Consider the following 19,981-nt stretch of genomic DNA (forward strand, 5'->3'; position numbering starts at 1 on the left):
GCTGTATGAAAAAGAAAATTGGTTTGCTTGTAATGGCATACGGAACGCCATATAAAGAAGAAGATATTGAACGTTACTATACACATATTCGTAGAGGAAGAAAGCCAAGTCCTGAAATGCTGGAAGATTTAACAGAGCGTTACCGTGCAATTGGTGGTATTTCTCCTTTAGCTACTATTACATTAGAGCAAGCTAAGAAGTTAGAACAGCGTTTAAATGAAGTACAAGATGAAGTAGAGTACCATATGTATCTTGGTTTAAAACATATTGAACCGTTTATTGAAGATGCGGTGAAAGATATGCATAACGACGGAATACAAGATGCAATCGCACTTGTTCTTGCACCTCACTATTCTACGTTTAGCGTGAAATCATACGTTGGACGAGCACAAGAAGAAGCTGAGAAACTTGGAAACTTAACAATTCACGGCATTGATAGCTGGTATAAAGAGCCGAAATTCATCCAGTACTGGGTTGATGCAGTGAAAGGTATATATAACGGTATGTCAGATGCAGAGCGTGAAAAAGCAGTATTAATCGTATCTGCACATAGCTTACCAGAGAAAATTATTGCAATGGGCGATCCATATCCAGATCAATTAAGTGAAACAGCTGATTATATCGCGCGCGGAGCTGAAGTAGCAAACTATGCAGTAGGCTGGCAAAGTGCAGGAAACACACCAGATCCTTGGATTGGTCCAGATGTACAAGATTTAACGAGGGAACTAAATGAAAAGCACGGTTATACTTCATTCGTATATGCACCAGTTGGATTTGTTGCTGAACATTTAGAAGTTTTATATGACAATGACTTTGAGTGTAAAGTTGTAACGGATGAAATTGGCGCGAAATATTATCGTCCAGAAATGCCAAATGCATCAGACGCATTTATTGATTGCTTAACAGATGTTGTATTAAAGAAAAAAGAATCTGTACTGTAAGAAGAAAGGGGGAGCCTGCTTGAGGAAAAAAGTTGTGATCGTCGGCGGAGGCATCACTGGATTAACAGCAATGTATAACTTACAAAAAAATATTCATGAAAAAAACTTGCCGATCGATACATTACTTATAGAAGCATCGGGTAAACTTGGCGGGAAAATTCAAACCGTTCGAAAAGATGGATTTACAATTGAACGTGGGCCAGATTCTTTCTTAGCACGAAAAGAAAGTGCAGCTAGATTAGTGAAAGAATTAGGTCTTGGCGATGAACTTGTAAATAATCAGGCCGGTCAATCATTTATCCTCGTAAACAATCGGTTACATAAAATGCCGAATGGATCAATGATGGGAATTCCAACGCAAATTACGCCGTTTCTATTTTCCGGGCTGTTCTCCCCAATTGGTAAACTAAGAGCTGGTTTTGATCTATTAATGCCGAGGTCAAAGCCAGTATCTGATCAATCACTCGGTCAATTTTTCAGACACCGTCTCGGAAACGAAGTGGTTGAAAACTTAATAGAACCATTACTATCGGGTATTTATGCAGGGGATATTGATGAAATGAGCTTAATGTCAACATTCCCGCAAATGTATCAGATTGAGCAGAAACATCGCAGTATTTCACTCGGTATGCGTACGCTCGTTCCGAAAGAAGAGAAAGCTGAACCGAAAAAAGGAATCTTCCAAACAGTGAAAACAGGTTTAGAATCTATCGTAGAATCTCTCGAAGCAAAGATGCATGAAGGTACGATAATAAAGGGAACTCGCATTGAAAAAGTTGCAAAACAGGGTGATGGTTATACGATTACTCTTAGTAACGGAAAAGAAATAGAAGCGGACGCCATCGTAGTGGCAACTTCGCATAAAGTATTGCCGTCCATGTTTGCTCAGTACAAGCAGTTTCGTTTCTTCCGTAATATTCCATCCACATCCGTTGCGAATGTCGCACTTGCTTTCCAAAAGTCCGCAATCAAGCGCGATATTAATGGTACAGGATTTGTCGTATCACGAAATAGCGATTACACGATTACAGCATGTACGTGGACGCATAAAAAATGGCCACATACAACGCCAGAAGGAAAAACACTCCTTCGCTGTTACGTTGGACGTGCTGGTGATGAAGCGGTTGTAGAACAAACTGAAGAAGAACTCGTTCAGCTCGTACTAGAAGATTTAAGAAAGACGATGGATATTACAGAGGATCCAGAGTTTACAATTGTAAGCCGCTGGAAAGAAGCGATGCCTCAATATACAGTAGGCCATAACGAGCGAATGAAAAAGCTCACAACATTTATGCAGAAAGAGTTGCCTGGTATATACTTGGCAGGTAGCTCCTATGCTGGTGCTGGACTTCCAGATTGTATTAATCAAGGTGAGGAAGCTGCAAAGCGTGTATTATCTCATTTGGAGAAAGTAATAGATGCTGAATTAATCGCACAATAAACTATAAGAAACGCCTTCAATCATATTGAAGGCATTTCGTTTGTTATATAAAATACTTATTCGCCAATAAACATATATAAGCTATTTGGCTTTATAACGGCATCTCCTGCATAAATAACCCACTCTGTTAAGTTATCAAAATCTAAATGATAACGATTTCCTTCACTCATATCTTCTATAAAATATGGTTCATTAATGAGTATTCCTTGAATGAAATCTTCCGTAATGTTTTGCATTTCAAACCACATATGTTCACTTTTTCCTTCTTCGTAGGAGACACCAAACTTAGCAAGGAAACGAAAATCTTCATTTGATTGTTCAATGTGAAAAATGTTGCTGAAATACCCGAAAGTATTTTTCGCATTGTAAGCCATACGATTGGTTTCACTATTTGTTTTATAGAACATGAGCCCTGTAGCTTCCTCGTGTTCTTTGAAAAAACTTTCAATATATTTTTCTGAAGTATTAAATTTGAATAAGAGAACGGATGGAGATTGATGGTATTCATCTCGGGCATCCATTCCGCCTAAGAATGTATTTTGTGTATCTATTGGTTGTAGTTTCACTTCTTCATCCTCGATTGAAGATAATTGGTCCATACTCGTTTTATGCCCTATATAAGATAATCCTTTTTCCCACGGAACAGCGACTGTATGTATAGAACCTTGCTGACTATGTGCGATAACGATAGGCTCATTCATAGGGACTTGTCCATTCTCAACGGCATTATTAGCAAATGTTTGAAAGAGATCGCTAATGCCGTAGTAGGAAGAAATGCGATTTGGAATAATTAACTCTATTTCAGTTACGCCTGCTCTTAAAAGACCATGTGTATGAAACCAATATTGCGTAGGCTCACCGTCTTTATCGTCTTCATAAACGGAATGAATAACGTATAAGTCAGGAATGTCAGGTAATAATTCATTTTCAACGTGATATTCAATATAGCTTCTAGATATCACTTTCATTGCTGCACTTGAATCGATTACAAATAACAAATCTGGGGCGAGATTCCATAAAAACTGTAACTGCTGGAAAAAGCAGTCCAGTACATCGCCTACAAATAGCGTACGAGTGAAAATTTCAGTGCCGAAAGCCGCATCTTCAAAATTACGATCTACAATTGTAGAATCTTGTCTATTGTACATTTTATATCCTTCTGGATCGTTCGGTTCATCAATATGCAGTTCATACGGTATGACTGTTTCACCCATATGTAATTCAACAATAAGGCTTGTCTTATCACTATAAACAATTTTTAAATCATCAACTTTAGTAGCGATAGTTTCTAGTCGCTGTTTTAACTGCTCAATTGTAATTCTAGTTGGTATAACGGCAATCATATCTGAAAAATGACGTTCTAATGTTCCATTCATAGCTGCGCGGTATGTTTCTGTTTGTACTTCCATCCAATCACTCCTATTCAAATGAATCCATTTTACATGCCAATTAAATGTCGATATTTTCTGTTTTCTCTCTCTAACATTATAGAGTGCATTTGTAGAAGGTGTAAAATTATTATTTTGTATTATAGTTTGAAAGCTTGTAAATTAAATAAATCTTTTGTAAAATTTGTCGAAATATAGTTCTATATAACGAATCATTTGTTATGATAGAAATGCTGAGAAAATATGAAATAGAGAGAGGAAAATGGCTGTGAAGAAATTGTTAAGTGTCTTTTTATCATTCTTGCTATTGCTTTCATTTACTGGAACTTTAGCGCAAGCAGAAGAAACTGCTTCTATGTCAGTAGAAAAAGCAATTCAAGTATTTAAGCAGCAAGGGAAAACGAAGGGGATAGTAGAAGGATATATTGTTGGATATACGCAAAGTTCTTCTAAATATACGAAGGATCCAGCTAAGTTTGATGATACAAACGTAGCAATTGCAGATTCGCCAAACGAAACGAATCCAGACAAAATCATGCCCGTTCAGTTGCCAAAAGGTGATGTGAGAACGGCAGTGAATGTAAAAGATCATCCTGAAAATATCGGGAAGAAAGTTAATTTAACAGGGACTCTTGAATTATATTTTAGTAACCCAGGTCTAAAATCAGTAACAGCTTATAAGTTTCAAGGTGAAGGACAAGACCGTGTTAGCGATGTATTAGCTTCACCGAACGGCGGAGAAGTTGCTAGAGGAACAGCGGTAACATTAACGACGAATACAGAAGGCGCAACAATCTACTATACGTTAGATGGCTCTAATCCTACTAATAAGAGTGTTCGTTATAATGGACAAATTGTAGTGAATGAAAATAGTGTAGTGAAAGCAATCGCGGAAAAAGAAGGGCTTACTTCTTCAGCAATTTCGACATTTTCATTTATTATCGTAAATAATGAACAGGTTCGTATTCATGACATTCAAGGGAAATCACATATGTCTTCTTACAACGGGAAGAAAGTAAACAATGTGGAAGGCGTTGTCACAGCGCTTGATAAAAACGGCTTTTATATAGAAGATAATCAGCCGGATAATGATCCAGCTACTTCAGAAGGTATGTACGTATATAAAAAAGATGCGAATGTAGCAGTAGGAGATCTTATTCAAGTTGATGGAGTAGTAGAAGAATATGTTGGACCAGGATATGCAGAGCGATTTGAAACAGACTTAACGACGACAGAAATTAAGGCGAGTCGCGTTGCTGTAATCGTAAAAGATCAATCTTTGCCGGCACCGATTGTACTTGGGGAAAACGGTGTGAAAATCCCGGACCAGATTATTGATAATGATGCATTTGGTTTATTTGATCCAAATGAAGATGCAATCGACTTCTATGAAAGTATAGAAGGTATGCGTGTTACGATGCCAACACCAAAAATTATTGCACCTCAGAAAAACGGAAATTTATATGTAACAGTAAAAAATGGTGGAGATAAAATAGTAACACAATATGGCACACCTCTATTAGATGAAAATCAATTAAACCCAGAGCGTCTTTCTGTAAAAGTACCTCGCGATTATGTAGCAAAAGTAGGAGATACTTTTACTGGAGATATAATAGGGGTAGTAGGATATGATTACGGTTCTTTCCGTATTTCGCCAATAACAGAATTGCCAGCTGTATTGGATGGTGTATTTAAGCAAGTAGGGGCAAATATTCAGCCACGTCTTGATAAGTTAACGGTTGCTACATATAACATTGAAAACTTCTCAGCGAATAAAAAAGAAACAACAGATGAAAAGGTAAAAGCGTTAGCGTATTCTATTAAATACAACTTAAAAATGCCAGATATTATCGGTGTAGAGGAAATGCAAGATAATAACGGATCAATTAATGACGGTACAACAGATGCGTCATTAAGCGCAAAACGTATCATTGATGCAGTTCTAGAAATTCGTGGACCGAAGTATGAGTATGTCGAAATCGCTCCAAACAATAATCAAGACGGAGGAGCACCAGGAGCGAATATTCGCGTCGGCTTCTTCTATAATCCATCACGCGTGAAATTAGCGACGGTACCGAAGTTACTTGATAAAAATGTTGTTCGTATTGGAGACGAAAATCCATTATTTGAAAGTACACGTAAACCGTTAGCGGCAGAATTTACGTTCCAAGGACAAAACATTGTTGTCGTTGCAAATCACTTAAACTCAAAACTAGGAGATGCAACGCCATTTGGAAAAGTGCAACCGCTCGTATTAAAAAGTGAAGACAAACGAATTCAGTTAGCACAAGAAGTAAATCATTTTGTGCAAGGAATTCAGAAAAAGAATACGAATGCACCAGTTGTTGTGTTAGGTGATATGAACGATTTCGAATTCTCTAAACCATTAAAAACACTAGAGGGAACAATCTTAAAAGATATGTTAAACACAGTGCCGAAAGAGAATCGTTACACGTACATTCACGAAGGAAATGCACAAGTGTTAGATCATATTTTAGTAACAAACAACATCGCACCGCACACAATTGTAGATCCAGTGCACTTAAACTCAAACATAATGAAAGAGCACGGACGTGTAAGTGACCACGACCCAGTACTTGCTCAAATTGATTTGAAGAAGGCTTCTTAAAGTGGGGAACGCTTAGGTGACTAAGCGTTCTTTTTTGTTTCTGAATCAATAGTATAAAGAGATGATTCCTTTTTTTGTAATCTGATGATAAAATTAATAGAATATTCAGTCGTCGGGAGGGCAGTGATGCAAGCACGAATAAATGGAAAGTTAATGAATCAGCTTGCAATTTTCTTTAGTACAATCGTCATGCTTCAGTTTGTAGCTGATATAACAGGACTTACAAGTAATCTAGATATTACGTATAACTTAATTAATACAACAGCTTCTTATATAACTTTTAGCTTGGCGGTTATTTTTACTTTAATAGGTGCAAGAAGAGAATTAAGTAAATATGCAATTATTTTATTATGTTCAGTGATAGGTATTAAAGCGATTTATTTTGCGGTGTTCGTTATCTTATGGGGATTGGCAGGTACACCGTAAAGTGGAGGATGATTATATGTAATGATAATAAGAGCGTAATTCTCTATGCTAACTTAGGGAATTACGCTCTTATTCGTTTAATCATTTAGTCTGAAATTGTTTGAAACGCTTTTCTACAGCGCTCCCTTTTTTGCAACCTTCTTCTATATTTTTTTCTATCACGTTTTACTCCTTGTATATACATAATTAAGCTAACGAGAAGGAAGAAAGTGCATTGCATCGTTAAAATATACGGCGACATGCCATGTAACGGTTGTTTTGGGTCATATAAATGAAAAGGCGCTCCGCCTATTGTAGGGAATATCGTATTTAGCAGGACGTATGGAATGGAGGCAACTGCAAATGGGAAAAGAATCGCCATATAGTCCTTTTGTGACCACGCAGATGCTGCAAGTCCTAAAAGGGCCATTAAACCTGCAAATAAAAAATTAATTCCGATATATACAGTAATGTAAGTGAGGGGAGATTCGTAATATAAGTTTGCAAACATCCCATTATCATTTATAATGCCTGAACCAGCCGTCGGTTCTCCATCTGGAATGGTTAATTTGCAAAATAATAACGATAAGATGAATGGAAATGTATAAAGAAATCCGCCACAAAAGAATGTAACGATATATTTCGTTACTGAATAAGGGAACAAAGAAATCCCTTTACTTACAAACGGTTTAAAACCATCTGATTTATCCGAATTGTAACTTGTACTAAAGGGGAAACTAGCAATAACGGGCATTAATAATAAATAAACATCCATTTCATTGTCGCGAAATCCAATCCATTTAAAAGCTGTTGTTACAAAGGCATCCGTTCCATCCCCAATGTAACGAATTACATAATAATAATGGTAAATAAAAATAAGAGCTAGTCCACTAAACATAATAATTAAAGAAACACGATTACAAAAAGCTTGCTTTATATTTAAACGAAGTGCACGCATCATGACTGAAAAAGCCTCCACTGTTTTGATAAACTTGTCTATTTTCTATATTACTATTAATTGTAAAGATTTTCTTGTTTTTTTATTTGATTATTTGAAAAAGAGGAATTTTGTTGTTGTGAAGTAAGGTTTAGCTGAAATTAATTTTTCTAAAATATGGTTGACAATTAAGTATTACATTTGTAATCTTAATTATAGATTACAAATGTAATACTTAGGAGTGAAACATACGATGACAAATCAATTACCTAAAATATCTGAAGCGGAATTAGAAATTATGAAAGTACTTTGGTCGAGTTCTCCGCAAACAGCGAATGAAATTATAGAAGAACTGGAAGATGCAATGGACTGGAAACCGAAAACAATCCGCACATTAATTAATCGATTAGTGCAAAAGGAAGCCGTTTCTTACCATCAAGATAAAGGGCGGATGTATGCTTATTATCCGTTAGTATCACAAGATAATTATTTGCAAGTGGAAACGAAATCTTTACTAAAGCGTTTTTGCGGTGCAGCTTTTAAACCATTACTTGTTAATTTCTTAAAAGAGGAGAAATTAACTTCAGAAGATATTAATGAATTAAAACGCATTTTAGATGAGAAGACAGAGGAGAATAAGAGGAAGGATCGATAAAAATGATAAACACGCTTATAAATGTATACCTTCCTCATTTTTTTGATTGGCTTATAGAAACGTCACTTATGGCTAGCATATTAGTTGGATTTATTTTATGTATAAAAGTTCTATTTAGAAATAAATTAACACCCCGGTGGCAATATATGCTGTGGATTGTATTAATGATAAGACTCCTTTTACCATGGTCACCGGATAGCTCTTATAGTATTTATTCATTATTTTCCTATCGTTCTAGCGTATCGGAAGTTATTCCAAAAAATATGCCGGCTACTGAGAATATAGTGAACATAGAAAGCGACCGAAAAGTGGAATTGGAATCAAATTCTAAAATGGTGACAAAAACTAGCGAACCGGAAGTAAAAGTCAGTTCGGAAAAACAGACTACATTTTCTTTATACAAAATTGCTTTGTATGTTTGGCTAGCTGGGGTAATCGTATTAGCAGTCATAACGTTTCTTACAAATAGACGTTTATATTCGTACATAAAGAAACAACCGGATATTACGGATGAACAGGTCGCTACAGTGTTTAATCGCTGTAAGCAATCTATGAAAATGAAGAAGGCAGTTTCGTTACGTCTAGCGGGAAAGATTGCGAGCCCAACTGTGTTTAGTTTCTTCCGCCCAAAAGTATTACTATCAAAAAAACATATGAAAGTATTAAATGAGCAACAATTACAATATGTCTTTTACCATGAGTTAGCTCATATTAAAAGAAACGACGTAGCTGTAAATTGGATTATGTACAGTTTAATCCTATTAAATTGGTTCAATCCGATTCTTCGGTATGCCTATTTTTGTATGCGAGAAGATCAAGAATTAGCCTGTGATGCATATGCACTTACTTTTATAGATAAAGAGGAACAAATTGCATACGGTCATACAATTATTACCCTTTTAGAACACTATTCCTATCAAGTACCAAGCCTAGCAAATTTAAGTAGAAATAAACGAACACTAAAAAGGAGAATCGTTATGATTAAAAAGTTTCAAAAGAAATCGTATCGTCTTTCTTTACTTGGGATTATTGCTATAGCAGCTATAGCAGGCGGATTTTTATTAAATGCAAAGATAACTGAGGGAGATGAAAGACAGGAAGAAAAGGTTATAGAAAAAAAGCAATCTAAAGCAGCTTTTGAAAAAGCGATAGAAACAGTATTAGGTACACCAGAGAATGCAAGTAGAGAATGGGGTATGTCAATAAAGTCATATAAAAGGGATACAGATTTTTTGTATTTGGCAGAAAAGAATTTTACAAAAGAAGAATTTGAGCAGTATGTTCAATTATTTAAAGAAGCTAAAGAAATTCATAAAAAAGCAATGGTTAATAAAAAAGTACCTGAGAATTATGATAGAGATACAAAGGAATTTAAACGTGAACGTTTGAATAAAGCTGATCAAGAAAGATTAGCTAGTATTGAGAAGAAATTAGTTCCACTTTCGGAAAGGGTGGAGAAGTCTTTAACATATACTATAGAAGAAGCAAACGAACATGTACCATTTCAAATTAAGCACCCGTCTTATATGCTTGAAGGTTATGAGTTGAAAAGAGAATGGGCTGATTCATATTTTGGAAGAGATGTAGAGTTAGTTATTAAATCAGAATATACAAATGGAAAATATGGTTTTACAATTTACCAATCAAGGATTTATGCAGGTGGTAATAAGGATCCACTTCACTACATGATGCCTGGAGAAGAGAATCTAGAAAGTTATAATTTAGACGGGAAAGGAATGGTCTATAATAAATCTTCTCATGGAGAGGGTAAGTTAAAAGGGCTCAAAATGTTTGTACCAGAACAAGGAAAGAATAGTGAGTATCAGATTGTCATAGTAAATGATATTTTTACAAGAGATACAAAGATATACGAAGAGATAATCGATGATGAGCTAACTAAGAAAGAAATGGAGAAAATATTACTTTCTATGTCAAAATAATAGACAGTGTTCTTAAACTTTTAGTTTTAAGAACACTGTCTATTTTATTAAATTTCTAGTGGGATCTAGCCAGCAATTATTATGAATATATTCTAGCTTTCCATACAAGTATACTTTTTGATACACTATGGACAGTATGATATAACTTGACTGAAATCTTTTATACTGGAAATAATAAAAAGAGAACTTGTATAGAATGTAAGCGTGTGGTAATATCAAAGATGTACTGATTGACTATATTATCCAATTGGTCATTTTTGGAGGTGACAATGTGGCGATAGATCGAAAACGTTCTATTATTGAAGCTGCAACAAAGTCTTTTTCAGCGTTCGGTTATAAAGCAACAACGATGGATCAAGTAGCGAAGTTAGCGAATGTAGGAAAAGGAACGATTTATACTTTTTTCAAAAATAAAGAAGAGCTATTTGGTGAAATTATTTCTAATTTAATTACAGAAATGAAGCAAGTTGCAGAAGGTGCAATTCGTTCAGATGTTTCATTTTTTGAAAATGTACATAGAGCATTATATAGCATCTTGGAATTTAGAAAAGAACATCAGCTCATGATTAAATTAATTCAAGAAGAGCGCGATATGGGAACGAAAGAAGTACAAGAAGTTATGCAACAAGTTGATGTGGAAATCGTTTCTGTTATTCAATCGTATTTAAAGATTGCGATTGAAAAAGGTGAAATTAGCAAATGTGATCCAGAAATTACAGCATTTATTATGCTTCGTCTATATGTATCGCTTATTTTTGATTGGGAAAAAAATCACGAACCGCTAGAAAAAGAAAAAATTGCAGAGTTATTTGAACTTTATTTACTAAAAGGATTGTCAAACTAAGATAATCCTTTTAATTTTATAAAAAAATGACCGAATGAACAATATGGTCATATATTTAAGTTAAGGAGGGGTATAGAAAAATTATAATCATAATGAGAAAAAGTTGCATAGTAATAAATTCGGGGATAAGGCATATGTATGAACAAGTATAGCCTTTTTGTTTGGGTAAAAATGACTATATGAACATTTTGGTCATTTTATAAAAGGGGGAGAAATTATGAAAGGGAATCAGTTACTTCGGAAAGAGTTCACGGAAATTATAAAAAATAAAAAAATATTAATTCCAATTATTGCGGTCTTATTCGTACCGATTTTATATGCAGGGATGTTTTTGTGGGCCTTTTGGGATCCGTATAAGCAGTTAGATGACTTACCAGTTGCAGTAGTCAATTTAGATAAAGGCGCAGTATTTGATGGGAAACCAATTGAGGTCGGAAAAGGGCTCGTTGATAATTTAAAAGATAATAAAAGTTTTAAATGGGAGTTCGTAAGTGAAAAAGAAGCAAAGAAAGGAATGGAAGGTAGAAAGTATTACATGTTAGTGCGCATTCCAGATGACTTCTCAAGTAACGCTACAACGTTACTAAAAGACAATCCAAAGCCATTAAACTTAGAGTACATTCCAAACGAAAGTTTAAACTTCTTATCTTCACAAATTGGAGGAACAGCCATTGAAAAAATTAAAGGTGAAGTAGCAAGTACGTTAACGAAAACATATGCAGAGAAAATGTTTGATTCCATTCAAGACGTCTCAAAAGGATTAGCAGATGGGGCGGAAGGAGCAAATAAACTACACGACGGATCAAGTGAGCTGCATGATGGTTCAAGTAAAGTGACGGATGGCCTTCATACACTTCAAGGGAAGTCTGGAGAGATGAAGGATGGAGCTCAGAAATTAGCAGATGGATCTAATAAATTAGTAGATGGGTCAGGCAAAGTAACAAATGGTTTAAATACGCTAAATAGCAAAACAGGTGAAATGCAGATAGGTATAGGGAAATTAGTAGACGGATCTGGAAAAGTAACGAACGGTTTAAATACGTTAAATAGTAAAACAGGTGAGATGCAGACAGGTATCGGAAAATTAATAGATGGATCTGGAAAAGTAACAGACGGTTTAAATACGTTAAATAGCAAAACGGGTGAAATGCAAAAAGGAATTGGTGAATTACATGATGGATCTGAGAAAGTGACCGGTGGTTTGAACAAATTAGTAAGTAAATCCGGTGAATTAAAAACAGGAACAACTGATCTATCAAATGGTATGGGAAAACTTGTTGAAGGGCAAAGTCAATTAGAGGAAGGTTCTCAAGCGATCCAAAAGGGATTGCAAGATTTAAATAGTAACGTACAAAAGTCTGCTGCGGACTTAGAGGAAATGCAGTCGAAAGTTCCTTCTATATTGAATACAGTAAATGAAAAAATAGATGGAGCTGGGGCGAATGTAAATCAGTTAAATGAACTCACGCAATCAACAGCAGGAGATGCCAAAACTGCAACGCAAGATGTAGCGAATTTACAAAAGCAAATTGAAAGTTTACCAAAAGAATATCAAGAGCAGTTACAACCATTCATAACAAGTGCCGTAAAAAGTACAGCGACAGTTCAGCAGAAGGCTACCGGAGTAGCAGGTGGAACAAATAAATTAAATGAAGAAGTTAAACAATTAAAAGGTGAAATAAATCAAAAAACAAATGGATTGCAAAACGAATTACCAAATCCAGCAGGGGTGAAAATACTAGCGGGTGGTATTGCGAAACTAACGAACGCACAAAATGAATTTGTTAGTAAGTTTCATGGATTTGGTGAGGGATTAGATAATGCAAAAATAGGTGCTGATAAATTAAAAGATGGATCAGTTCAATTAATTGATGGAGTAGCGCAATTACAAAGCGGCTCTGGAAAAGTGACAGCTGGATTAGGTCAATTATCTGCAGGAGCAAATCAAATGGCAGGTGGTGTAAATCAATTAGCAAATGGCTCAAGCCAAGTAACAGGCGGTTTAGGAACATTATCTGCAGGAGCAAACCAAATGGCAGGTGGAGTAAATCAATTAGCAGATGGCTCAAGCCAAGTAACAGGCGGTTTAGGAACATTATCTGTAGGAGCAAACCAAATGGCAGGTGGAGTAAATCAATTAGCAGATGGATCTAATCAAGTAACAACTGGCTTAGGTACTCTAAATGGTGGTCTAAATAAAATGTCAACAGGCTCAACCCAGCTAATCGACGGCGTAAATAAACTAGCAGATGGATCTGGAAAAGTAACAGATGGTCTTGTAAAAGTAAACGATGGTTCAGGTGAACTTGCTGAGAAACTTGGCGAGGGAGCAGAAAAAACTGGTGAAGTAAAAGGAACAGATAAAACGTATGATATGTTTGCAAGTCCTGTAAAAGTGAAGACGGAGAAAATGGCGGAAGTTCCTAACTACGGAACTGGGTTTACACCGTACTTCTTATCACTCGGTTTATTTGTTGGGGCATTATTATTATCAATTGTTTATCCATTACGTGATACAGTTGGCGTTCCGAAATCAGGATTTAGTTGGTTTATTAGTAAGTTTGGCGTGTTACTATCAGTCGGTATTATTCAAGCGATAGTAGCAGATGTGATATTACTATTCGGATTAGGTGTGGAAGTACAAAGTATTCCGTATTTCATACTCTTTAGCATCGTTACAAGTTTAGCGTTTATCGCATTAATTCAATGTTTAGTAACAGCATTTGGTGATGCAGGGCGTTTCATCGCCATCATCACATTAATTATTCAGCTTACAACAAGTGCTGGAACATTCCCGCTAGAATTGATTCCGAAGTTTTTACAACCATTCAATGCTTGGTTACCGATGACGTACTCTGTATCAGGATTGAAAGCAGTCGTATCAAGTGGAGACTTTAATTTCATGTGGCAAAACGTAGGAGTACTCATGATTTTCATCGTTGTATTATCGCTTGGAACAATTGCAGCCTTAACTTGGATGCACAAACGACAATTTAGAAATATTGCGGAAAATCAATCGATTGAAGCGTAGAAAAAAGCACCTTTTCGGTGCTTTTTTATTTTAATGTAGGGGGTCTTTTCTGTAGTTTATATATGAACCTTTTTAAAAGCTATAGAGACGAAAGAAAAGGAATTACAACAATTTACAGAGAAAACTAGAATAGAGGAGTTGATATGATGAAAGGAAATCTTACTTTTTATTTTATCTTAAATCCGCTAATCATCTTTCTTGTTTACGCCCTTTCACCTATCTTGTTTCATAAAGAAAAATATATAAATATGAAAGATGCACTAGGAATACTTTTAGTTTACTATGTGCTAATTAGCGGATATTATTTTATGGATGTTATAAGTAAAAGAATGAAGAAGAATAGTAAGGACAAATAATAAAGTTTTATAGCATAAAAACCGATGGAGGACAACAAAATGACTGAAAGTGAAATGAAATTCCGTGATACGACCATTCGTAACTTTTTCGATAAAGAGGATCGTTTAAAATCGATTCCAGGTCAAAAGAAGAAAAAACTAGTATTAATAGAGCATTTAGTTAGCAAGTTAAATGCTGAAAATCAATATACAGAAAAAGAAATTAATACATTTATAAAACAATATCATGATGATTTTTGTACAATTAGACGTGAATTTATTGTACATAGGTTTATGGATAGAGAGGATAATATGTACCGTATAAACGGGAGAGAAGTTTGGACGAAGTGGGAGGAGTTAAAATAATGAATCAGCGAGGGGATCCCCGCTGATTATAAGCCTGTGCTAGTCTTGCTGTTTCTTTGTAGTAAGTCTATGAACGCTTCAACATTCGAACTTGTAATGTATCCAAGCGTTATATATTCATCTTCATAATAAAATATTATTTTTTTGTCAAAGATTCTTCTCTTCGTTTCTATGGATAGAATTTTTTCATAATCAAATTCGGCAATGAATGTGTTTTTATATTGGCTAAAAAAGAGAAGTCTTCTATTAGTAGCAAGTAACATGCCAGGATACGGGACTTTATGCGTAATCATATAGCCAGTAAGTGAACATTTTAAAGTAGATAAAATTTTTTCTTCTTTATGTAATAGTTGTTTTGCAGCTGTTAAGATTGGGTTCATTCCATACATTCCTTTTATTTTGATTTATGAATATTGTATCAAGAGTAAAAAGATTCTCAATATGTAATATTGCATATTGGACGTTTTATAGTTTTAATATTATTTTTAAAAAGAAAAAGTACGAGGTGATTCAATGATACGGTTAGTAAAAGAGACTGATGCAGAAGCAATTATGAATATTAGAAAAGAAATTATATTATCGGAAACTACTACAAAATTTTTCATAGTATCCCCAAAGAAGTTACCGAATGATAGTAATGCAGAAAGAGAAAAGATACGGAAAAGCAATGAGAAAGGTAATCTCTATATCGTGTATGAAGTAGATAGGAAGGTAGTTGGCTTTTTACTTTTCAACCGATATGAACTAGAACGGTTACAACACGCAGGCACAATGGGAATGGGGATTAAAGAGGCGTATTGTAATCAAGGCATCGGCACGAAATTAATTGAATTTCTTATTAGTTGGGCTAAAGGGCAGAAAGGTTTAGAGAAAATTTGCTTAGGTGTAGTTTCTGTTAATGATCGGGCAATTAAAGTGTACAAACGTATGGGTTTTGTAGAAGAAGGGAGACAACGAAAGCAAATAAAGTATGAAGATGGATCATATGGAGATGACGTATTGATGGGGTTTTATATTGAATAAAGGATATATGGTATTAAGAAAAGGAATGTACATAACGTAAATTTCTAAAAGTAGTATATTGCCCCTGCATTAACAGACTTTTTCCTATGTATAATATTAATATAGTAAAATCATAACAACCGATATTGCAGTTTCCAATAATATACTATATAATCAATTTAAGAAAACGTTTTCATGCAAAGGGGGAGAATTTCGTGTCGACTATAGAGGACGTGGCGAAATTAGCGGGGTTATCAAGGACAACGGTTTCTAGGGTGATTAATAATCATCCATATGTTTCAGATGAGAAGAAAAAAAGGGTTCAATTAGCAATGAAGCATTTAGGCTTCGTTCCTAATTCTGCGGCGAGAAGGCTTCGTAAACAAAAAACGGAAACAATTGCGGTGCTAGTTCCAAGGATTACAAATCCTTTCTTCAGTAGATTTATTGAAGCAATCGAGATTGCTGCTTCTGAACATAAATATAAACTGATTATTTGTCAAACAAGATATTTACCGGAAAAAGAGATGGAGTATTTACAATTATTATCTACGAAACAAGTAGATGGGATTATTCTATGTTCACTAGAAAATCCGTGGGAAGATGTAGAGCCATACTTACAGCACGGTCCAATCGTGTTATGTAATGAATATATTGAGGAAGCAAATATTCCAACAGTGAAGTTTGATCATGCGCAAGGAGCATACATAGCTGCGAAGCATGTGTTAGATCAAGGGTATCGTAATCTTATTTTTTGTCGTGGTAACGAAACCAAATTAGTTAGCCAGCAGCGAAAAATGGGCTTTTTACGTGCAATAACTGAGAAGAGCCGCCAAGTAGAAGCGATTGATTTTCTTGAAAACGCTTTCTCTTGGGAGGATGGAAAACGAATATTCCATGAAGTATTAAAGGACAAAAAAAATCCTACCGCGATTTTGGCAGGAGGCGATGAGGTAGCAGCTGGAATTATCTCAGAGGCGAAGCACCATAACTGGAGCATTCCAGATGATCTCGCTGTTATCGGTTTTGATAATCAAATATTATCGCAGATTACAGAACCAGGTATTACGACAATTGAACAGCCAATTGATGAAATGGCCCGAAAAGTTGTCGACCTGATGATGGATAAAATCCATACGAAAAATTATCGAAAAAAAGAATTGTATGAGTTTGAACTGGAGCTCTTGGTGAAAGGTTCAACGATGAAGGATAAGATGTTATTAGCCTAGTAGACTATGTCTGCTAGGTTTTTTTATGTTCACAAACTACTATTCTTCGTGAACGCAATCGTCACATTTGTTATGGTATGCTTCGTGTTGCTCATCAATTTCTTTCCCGCAGTGCGCACAAGTTTTCGTCGGTAAATTTCTGAAAAACTCCATTGGTTGATCAATCATGTCAATCCCTCCATTTCCATTTCTTACTATCATTGTATTAGTACAAAAAATAAAAGTCAACAACTGTTTTATAACAAAATTGAAAATTAATGAAAAAGTTTAGGAAATGGATTATAGTTAACAATGTAGGATGTAAGTAAAAAACTTTCTCAAGTACGGAGAAAAACTGCATTCCTACTCGGTTTTAGAAAGGATGGATACATATGAAAATGACTGTTGTCGGCTTTTGGGGCGGCTTTCCAGAAGCGGGAGAAGCAACGTCGGGGTATTTGTTTGAACACGATGGTTTTCGTTTACTTGTAGACTGTGGTAGTGGTGTACTAGCACAGCTTCAAAAATATATAACACCATCTGATATAGATGCAGTTGTACTGTCACACTATCATCACGATCATGTTGCGGACATTGGGGTATTGCAATATGCGAGATTAATTACGAGTGCGACAACAAGGCAACTACCGGAATTACCAATATACGGTCATACGTTTGACGAGAATGGATTCCATTCTTTAACACATGAACCACATACGAAAGGAATCGCGTACAACCCAGAAGAAACACTTCAAGTTGGACCATTCTCGATTTCGTTCTTAAAAACTGTTCATCCTGTTACATGCTTTGCGATGCGTATTACAGCTGGCGATGATGCTGTAGTATACAGCGCTGATACCAGTTATATTCCTGAATTCATTCCATTCACGAAAGATGCTGATCTTTTCATTTGTGAGTGTAATATGTATGCACATCAAGAGGCTGCAAAAGCAGGGCATATGAATAGTACAGAAGTAGCAAGTATTGCGAAAGATGCGAATGTAAAAGAACTTTTATTAACGCACTTACCACATACAGGCAACCCATCTGATTTAGTAACAGAAGCAAAACAAATTTTCAGTGGCCATATTACGCTAGCGCATAGTGGTTACGTATGGAACTCATGAGGTGATACGATGTTATTTATTGATAATAAAGGAATTACAGATCCTAGAATAAACTTAGCAATCGAAGAATATTGTGTGAAGAATTTAGATATTAACGAAACATATTTACTGTTTTACATTAATGAGCCTTCGATTATCATTGGTAAAAACCAAAACACAGTAGAAGAAATTAATGCAGATTACGTAAAAGAAAAAGGTATTCATGTCGTTCGTCGTCTATCAGGTGGAGGCGCAGTATATCATGATTTAGGAAACTTAAACTTCAGTTTTATTACGAAAGATGATGGAGACAGTTTCAGCAACTTCAAAAAATTCACAGAGCCTGTAACGAAAGCGCTTGGTAAATTAGGTGTAAATGCAGAACTAAGTGGTCGTAACGACATTTTAGCTGAAGGTAGAAAAATTTCAGGTAACGCGCAGTTCTCAACGAAAGGTCGTATGTTCAGCCACGGTACGTTACTATTTGACTCTGAAATCGATCACGTCGTATCAGCGTTAAAAGTAAAAATGGATAAGATTCAATCAAAAGGTATTAAATCAATCCGTAGCCGCGTTGCGAACATTACAGAGTTCCTAAACGAAGAAATGACGACAGAAGAGTTTAGACAACTTCTTCTAGAAACAATTTTCGAAGGGGAAACAGAAATTCCAACGTACGAATTAACAGAAGAAGATTGGAAAGAAATCCACAAACTTTCTGAAGAGCGCTACCAAAATTGGGACTGGAACTACGGAAAATCACCGAAGTTCAACTTACAACATTCACACCGCTTCCCAGTTGGACAAGTTGACGTTCGTCTTGAAGTGAAAAAAGGAACAGTAACAGAATGTAAAGTTTACGGCGACTTCTTCGGTTCACTAGATGTTCATGATATCGAAGAGCGTCTAACAGGCGTTCAGTTCGATAAAGATGCATTCACTGCAGCTTTAGAAGGCGTAGATATCGCACGCTACTTCGGTAACATTACAACAGAAGATTTCTTACATTTATTCTTCTAAAAATAAGGGAGGTTGCCATAATGGGCAGCCTCTTTCTTTTTGCGTAGATTGTCAGGTTTTGTCGGTAAGTCGATATAACTGAAAAATCGCCGATATAAATTGAGTTGCGCTGATATATTTGGAGAATCGCTGATATAAACCGAGTTGCGCTGATATAATTGAAAAATCGCTCATATAATTTCATTTACCAAAAAACATAAAATCACAGGACATCTGCCTCTTATAAAGGAATATATATATTCAAAAGGAGGCGGATTGATATGAAAAGGGTAATGTACGTTGTATTATTACTCAGCTTTGTCATCGGAATGACAGCGTGTAACAGTGGATCGCCCTCAAGTCGTACAATTTTGTCTATCGGAAAACCGGCTGAGGATAATGTTATATATTTTACGCATACAGATAACAAACGAAAGATACATGATATACAAGACATGTTTCAAAATAAGAAGTGGAAAAGAAATGAAACATTCAGCACTGTTAATAAAACACCAGATGTCGTCTTATCAATAGATGAAGACAATACAGGGTTACCGACATTATATGTTACGGTGTATTTTCATGAAGATGGAGCGGATGCTCTTAACTTGTTTGGAGAGTATACGACGTTAAATAAAGAAGAACTTGATAAACTTAAAGAAAAGATGAGTGCATATTATCCTAAAATGATTTTTGGTCTAATGCCATAAATTACTTGCAAACAAAATCCCCTTATTCTTCCAAAGTAAACTAA

General features: G+C 35.5%; 19 protein-coding genes. 15 read left to right on the forward strand and 4 right to left on the reverse strand.

Going from position 1 to position 19,981, the window contains the following annotated elements; all coding sequences use genetic code 11:
• Positions 1 to 5: 5 nt before the first annotated feature.
• Both hemH and hemY read left to right on the forward strand, forming a co-directional pair.
• A complete protein-coding gene (gene hemH / locus MHI26_RS05730; protein ID WP_061666651.1) occupies positions 6 to 941 on the forward strand; it encodes a ferrochelatase in 936 nt (311 codons plus the stop codon).
• A 19-nt stretch (positions 942 to 960) separates the two neighbouring features.
• The gene (gene hemY, locus MHI26_RS05735; protein WP_001228105.1) at positions 961 to 2,382 is read left to right on the forward strand and encodes a protoporphyrinogen oxidase; all 1,422 of its coding nucleotides are present in this window, start codon (positions 961 to 963) and stop codon (positions 2,380 to 2,382) included.
• Between the two features lie 56 nt (positions 2,383 to 2,438).
• Here the strand turns inward: hemY and MHI26_RS05740 are convergent, their stop codons facing one another.
• Entirely contained in the window at positions 2,439 to 3,791 is a 1,353-nt protein-coding gene (locus MHI26_RS05740) for a DUF4026 domain-containing protein (RefSeq protein WP_000453724.1), read from the reverse strand.
• 241 nt (positions 3,792 to 4,032) lie between these two features.
• On the opposite strand from MHI26_RS05740, the gene MHI26_RS05745 reads away from it, so the two are divergent.
• Complete coding sequence (locus MHI26_RS05745; RefSeq protein ID WP_061666652.1) at positions 4,033 to 6,399, forward strand: DUF6359 domain-containing protein; 2,367 nt, start codon at positions 4,033 to 4,035, stop codon at positions 6,397 to 6,399.
• 126 nt (positions 6,400 to 6,525) lie between these two features.
• Positions 6,526 to 6,825, forward strand: a complete 300-nt coding sequence (locus MHI26_RS05750; protein ID WP_001148895.1) for a hypothetical protein — start codon at positions 6,526 to 6,528, stop codon at positions 6,823 to 6,825.
• An 85-nt stretch (positions 6,826 to 6,910) separates the two neighbouring features.
• On the opposite strand, the gene MHI26_RS05755 is transcribed toward MHI26_RS05750, so the two are convergent.
• Positions 6,911 to 7,765 (reverse strand): hypothetical protein, encoded by an 855-nt coding sequence (locus tag MHI26_RS05755; protein WP_000984161.1) that lies wholly within the window; start codon positions 7,763 to 7,765, stop codon positions 6,911 to 6,913.
• 229 nt (positions 7,766 to 7,994) lie between these two features.
• Between MHI26_RS05755 and MHI26_RS05760 the strand changes: the two genes are divergently transcribed.
• The 6 genes from MHI26_RS05760 (at position 7,995) to MHI26_RS05785 (ending at position 14,912) form a co-directional block, all read left to right on the forward strand.
• Positions 7,995 to 8,396 (forward strand): BlaI/MecI/CopY family transcriptional regulator, encoded by a 402-nt coding sequence (locus MHI26_RS05760; protein WP_061666653.1) that lies wholly within the window; start codon positions 7,995 to 7,997, stop codon positions 8,394 to 8,396.
• A gap of 2 nt (positions 8,397 to 8,398) precedes the next feature.
• Positions 8,399 to 10,336 carry a M56 family metallopeptidase gene (locus MHI26_RS05765; RefSeq protein WP_061666654.1) on the forward strand — a complete coding sequence of 646 codons (1,938 nt, stop codon included), beginning with the start codon at positions 8,399 to 8,401 and terminating at the stop codon, positions 10,334 to 10,336.
• 271 nt (positions 10,337 to 10,607) lie between these two features.
• Positions 10,608 to 11,180, forward strand: coding sequence for a TetR/AcrR family transcriptional regulator (locus tag MHI26_RS05770; RefSeq protein WP_061666655.1), 573 nt, complete (start codon positions 10,608 to 10,610; stop codon positions 11,178 to 11,180).
• A gap of 217 nt (positions 11,181 to 11,397) precedes the next feature.
• Positions 11,398 to 14,211 (forward strand): YhgE/Pip domain-containing protein, encoded by a 2,814-nt coding sequence (locus MHI26_RS05775; RefSeq protein ID WP_000678066.1) that lies wholly within the window; start codon positions 11,398 to 11,400, stop codon positions 14,209 to 14,211.
• Between the two features lie 143 nt (positions 14,212 to 14,354).
• Entirely contained in the window at positions 14,355 to 14,567 is a 213-nt protein-coding gene (locus tag MHI26_RS05780; protein WP_042972352.1) for a hypothetical protein, read from the forward strand.
• A gap of 39 nt (positions 14,568 to 14,606) precedes the next feature.
• Positions 14,607 to 14,912, forward strand: coding sequence for a DUF2087 domain-containing protein (locus MHI26_RS05785; RefSeq protein WP_000140285.1), 306 nt, complete (start codon positions 14,607 to 14,609; stop codon positions 14,910 to 14,912).
• A 26-nt stretch (positions 14,913 to 14,938) separates the two neighbouring features.
• Here the strand turns inward: MHI26_RS05785 and MHI26_RS05790 are convergent, their stop codons facing one another.
• Positions 14,939 to 15,292, reverse strand: a complete 354-nt coding sequence (locus MHI26_RS05790; protein WP_001068221.1) for a PH domain-containing protein — start codon at positions 15,290 to 15,292, stop codon at positions 14,939 to 14,941.
• 133 nt (positions 15,293 to 15,425) lie between these two features.
• On the opposite strand from MHI26_RS05790, the gene MHI26_RS05795 reads away from it, so the two are divergent.
• The gene (locus tag MHI26_RS05795) at positions 15,426 to 15,935 is read left to right on the forward strand and encodes a GNAT family N-acetyltransferase (RefSeq protein ID WP_000620472.1); all 510 of its coding nucleotides are present in this window, start codon (positions 15,426 to 15,428) and stop codon (positions 15,933 to 15,935) included.
• A 194-nt stretch (positions 15,936 to 16,129) separates the two neighbouring features.
• On the forward strand, positions 16,130 to 17,143 hold the full coding sequence (locus MHI26_RS05800) for a LacI family DNA-binding transcriptional regulator (protein ID WP_000103709.1): 1,014 nt from the start codon (positions 16,130 to 16,132) through the stop codon (positions 17,141 to 17,143).
• A 39-nt stretch (positions 17,144 to 17,182) separates the two neighbouring features.
• Here the strand turns inward: MHI26_RS05800 and yhfH are convergent, their stop codons facing one another.
• Positions 17,183 to 17,311 (reverse strand): protein YhfH, encoded by a 129-nt coding sequence (gene yhfH, locus MHI26_RS05805; protein WP_000567010.1) that lies wholly within the window; start codon positions 17,309 to 17,311, stop codon positions 17,183 to 17,185.
• A 203-nt stretch (positions 17,312 to 17,514) separates the two neighbouring features.
• Here yhfH and MHI26_RS05810 point away from each other — a divergent pair, with 203 nt between their 5' ends.
• From MHI26_RS05810 to MHI26_RS05820, 3 genes are all read left to right on the forward strand, one after another.
• Positions 17,515 to 18,249 (forward strand): MBL fold metallo-hydrolase, encoded by a 735-nt coding sequence (locus MHI26_RS05810; protein WP_061666656.1) that lies wholly within the window; start codon positions 17,515 to 17,517, stop codon positions 18,247 to 18,249.
• A gap of 9 nt (positions 18,250 to 18,258) precedes the next feature.
• A complete protein-coding gene (locus tag MHI26_RS05815; protein ID WP_061666657.1) occupies positions 18,259 to 19,248 on the forward strand; it encodes a lipoate--protein ligase in 990 nt (329 codons plus the stop codon).
• A gap of 260 nt (positions 19,249 to 19,508) precedes the next feature.
• Positions 19,509 to 19,937: a hypothetical protein gene (locus MHI26_RS05820; RefSeq protein ID WP_061666658.1), complete on the forward strand. Its 429-nt coding sequence runs from the start codon at positions 19,509 to 19,511 to the stop codon at positions 19,935 to 19,937.
• Positions 19,938 to 19,981 lie beyond the last annotated feature (44 nt).

This window comes from Bacillus sp. FSL K6-1218 (assembly GCF_038006445.1).
GTDB classification, from domain to species: domain Bacteria; phylum Bacillota; class Bacilli; order Bacillales; family Bacillaceae_G; genus Bacillus_A; species Bacillus_A thuringiensis_S.

Coding starts and splice junctions, on each gene's coding strand:
- hemH (WP_061666651.1), top strand. CDS start 6: ATGAAAAAGAAAATTGGTTTGCTTGTAATGGCATACGGAACGCCATAT.
- MHI26_RS05740 (WP_000453724.1), bottom strand. CDS start 3,791: ATGGAAGTACAAACAGAAACATACCGCGCAGCTATGAATGGAACATTA.
- MHI26_RS05745 (WP_061666652.1), top strand. CDS start 4,033: ATGGCTGTGAAGAAATTGTTAAGTGTCTTTTTATCATTCTTGCTATTG.
- MHI26_RS05750 (WP_001148895.1), top strand. CDS start 6,526: ATGCAAGCACGAATAAATGGAAAGTTAATGAATCAGCTTGCAATTTTC.
- MHI26_RS05755 (WP_000984161.1), bottom strand. CDS start 7,765: ATGATGCGTGCACTTCGTTTAAATATAAAGCAAGCTTTTTGTAATCGT.
- MHI26_RS05760 (WP_061666653.1), top strand. CDS start 7,995: ATGACAAATCAATTACCTAAAATATCTGAAGCGGAATTAGAAATTATG.
- MHI26_RS05765 (WP_061666654.1), top strand. CDS start 8,399: ATGATAAACACGCTTATAAATGTATACCTTCCTCATTTTTTTGATTGG.
- MHI26_RS05775 (WP_000678066.1), top strand. CDS start 11,398: ATGAAAGGGAATCAGTTACTTCGGAAAGAGTTCACGGAAATTATAAAA.
- MHI26_RS05780 (WP_042972352.1), top strand. CDS start 14,355: ATGATGAAAGGAAATCTTACTTTTTATTTTATCTTAAATCCGCTAATC.
- MHI26_RS05785 (WP_000140285.1), top strand. CDS start 14,607: ATGACTGAAAGTGAAATGAAATTCCGTGATACGACCATTCGTAACTTT.
- MHI26_RS05790 (WP_001068221.1), bottom strand. CDS start 15,292: ATGAACCCAATCTTAACAGCTGCAAAACAACTATTACATAAAGAAGAA.
- MHI26_RS05795 (WP_000620472.1), top strand. CDS start 15,426: ATGATACGGTTAGTAAAAGAGACTGATGCAGAAGCAATTATGAATATT.
- yhfH (WP_000567010.1), bottom strand. CDS start 17,311: ATGATTGATCAACCAATGGAGTTTTTCAGAAATTTACCGACGAAAACT.
- MHI26_RS05810 (WP_061666656.1), top strand. CDS start 17,515: ATGAAAATGACTGTTGTCGGCTTTTGGGGCGGCTTTCCAGAAGCGGGA.
- MHI26_RS05815 (WP_061666657.1), top strand. CDS start 18,259: ATGTTATTTATTGATAATAAAGGAATTACAGATCCTAGAATAAACTTA.
- MHI26_RS05820 (WP_061666658.1), top strand. CDS start 19,509: ATGAAAAGGGTAATGTACGTTGTATTATTACTCAGCTTTGTCATCGGA.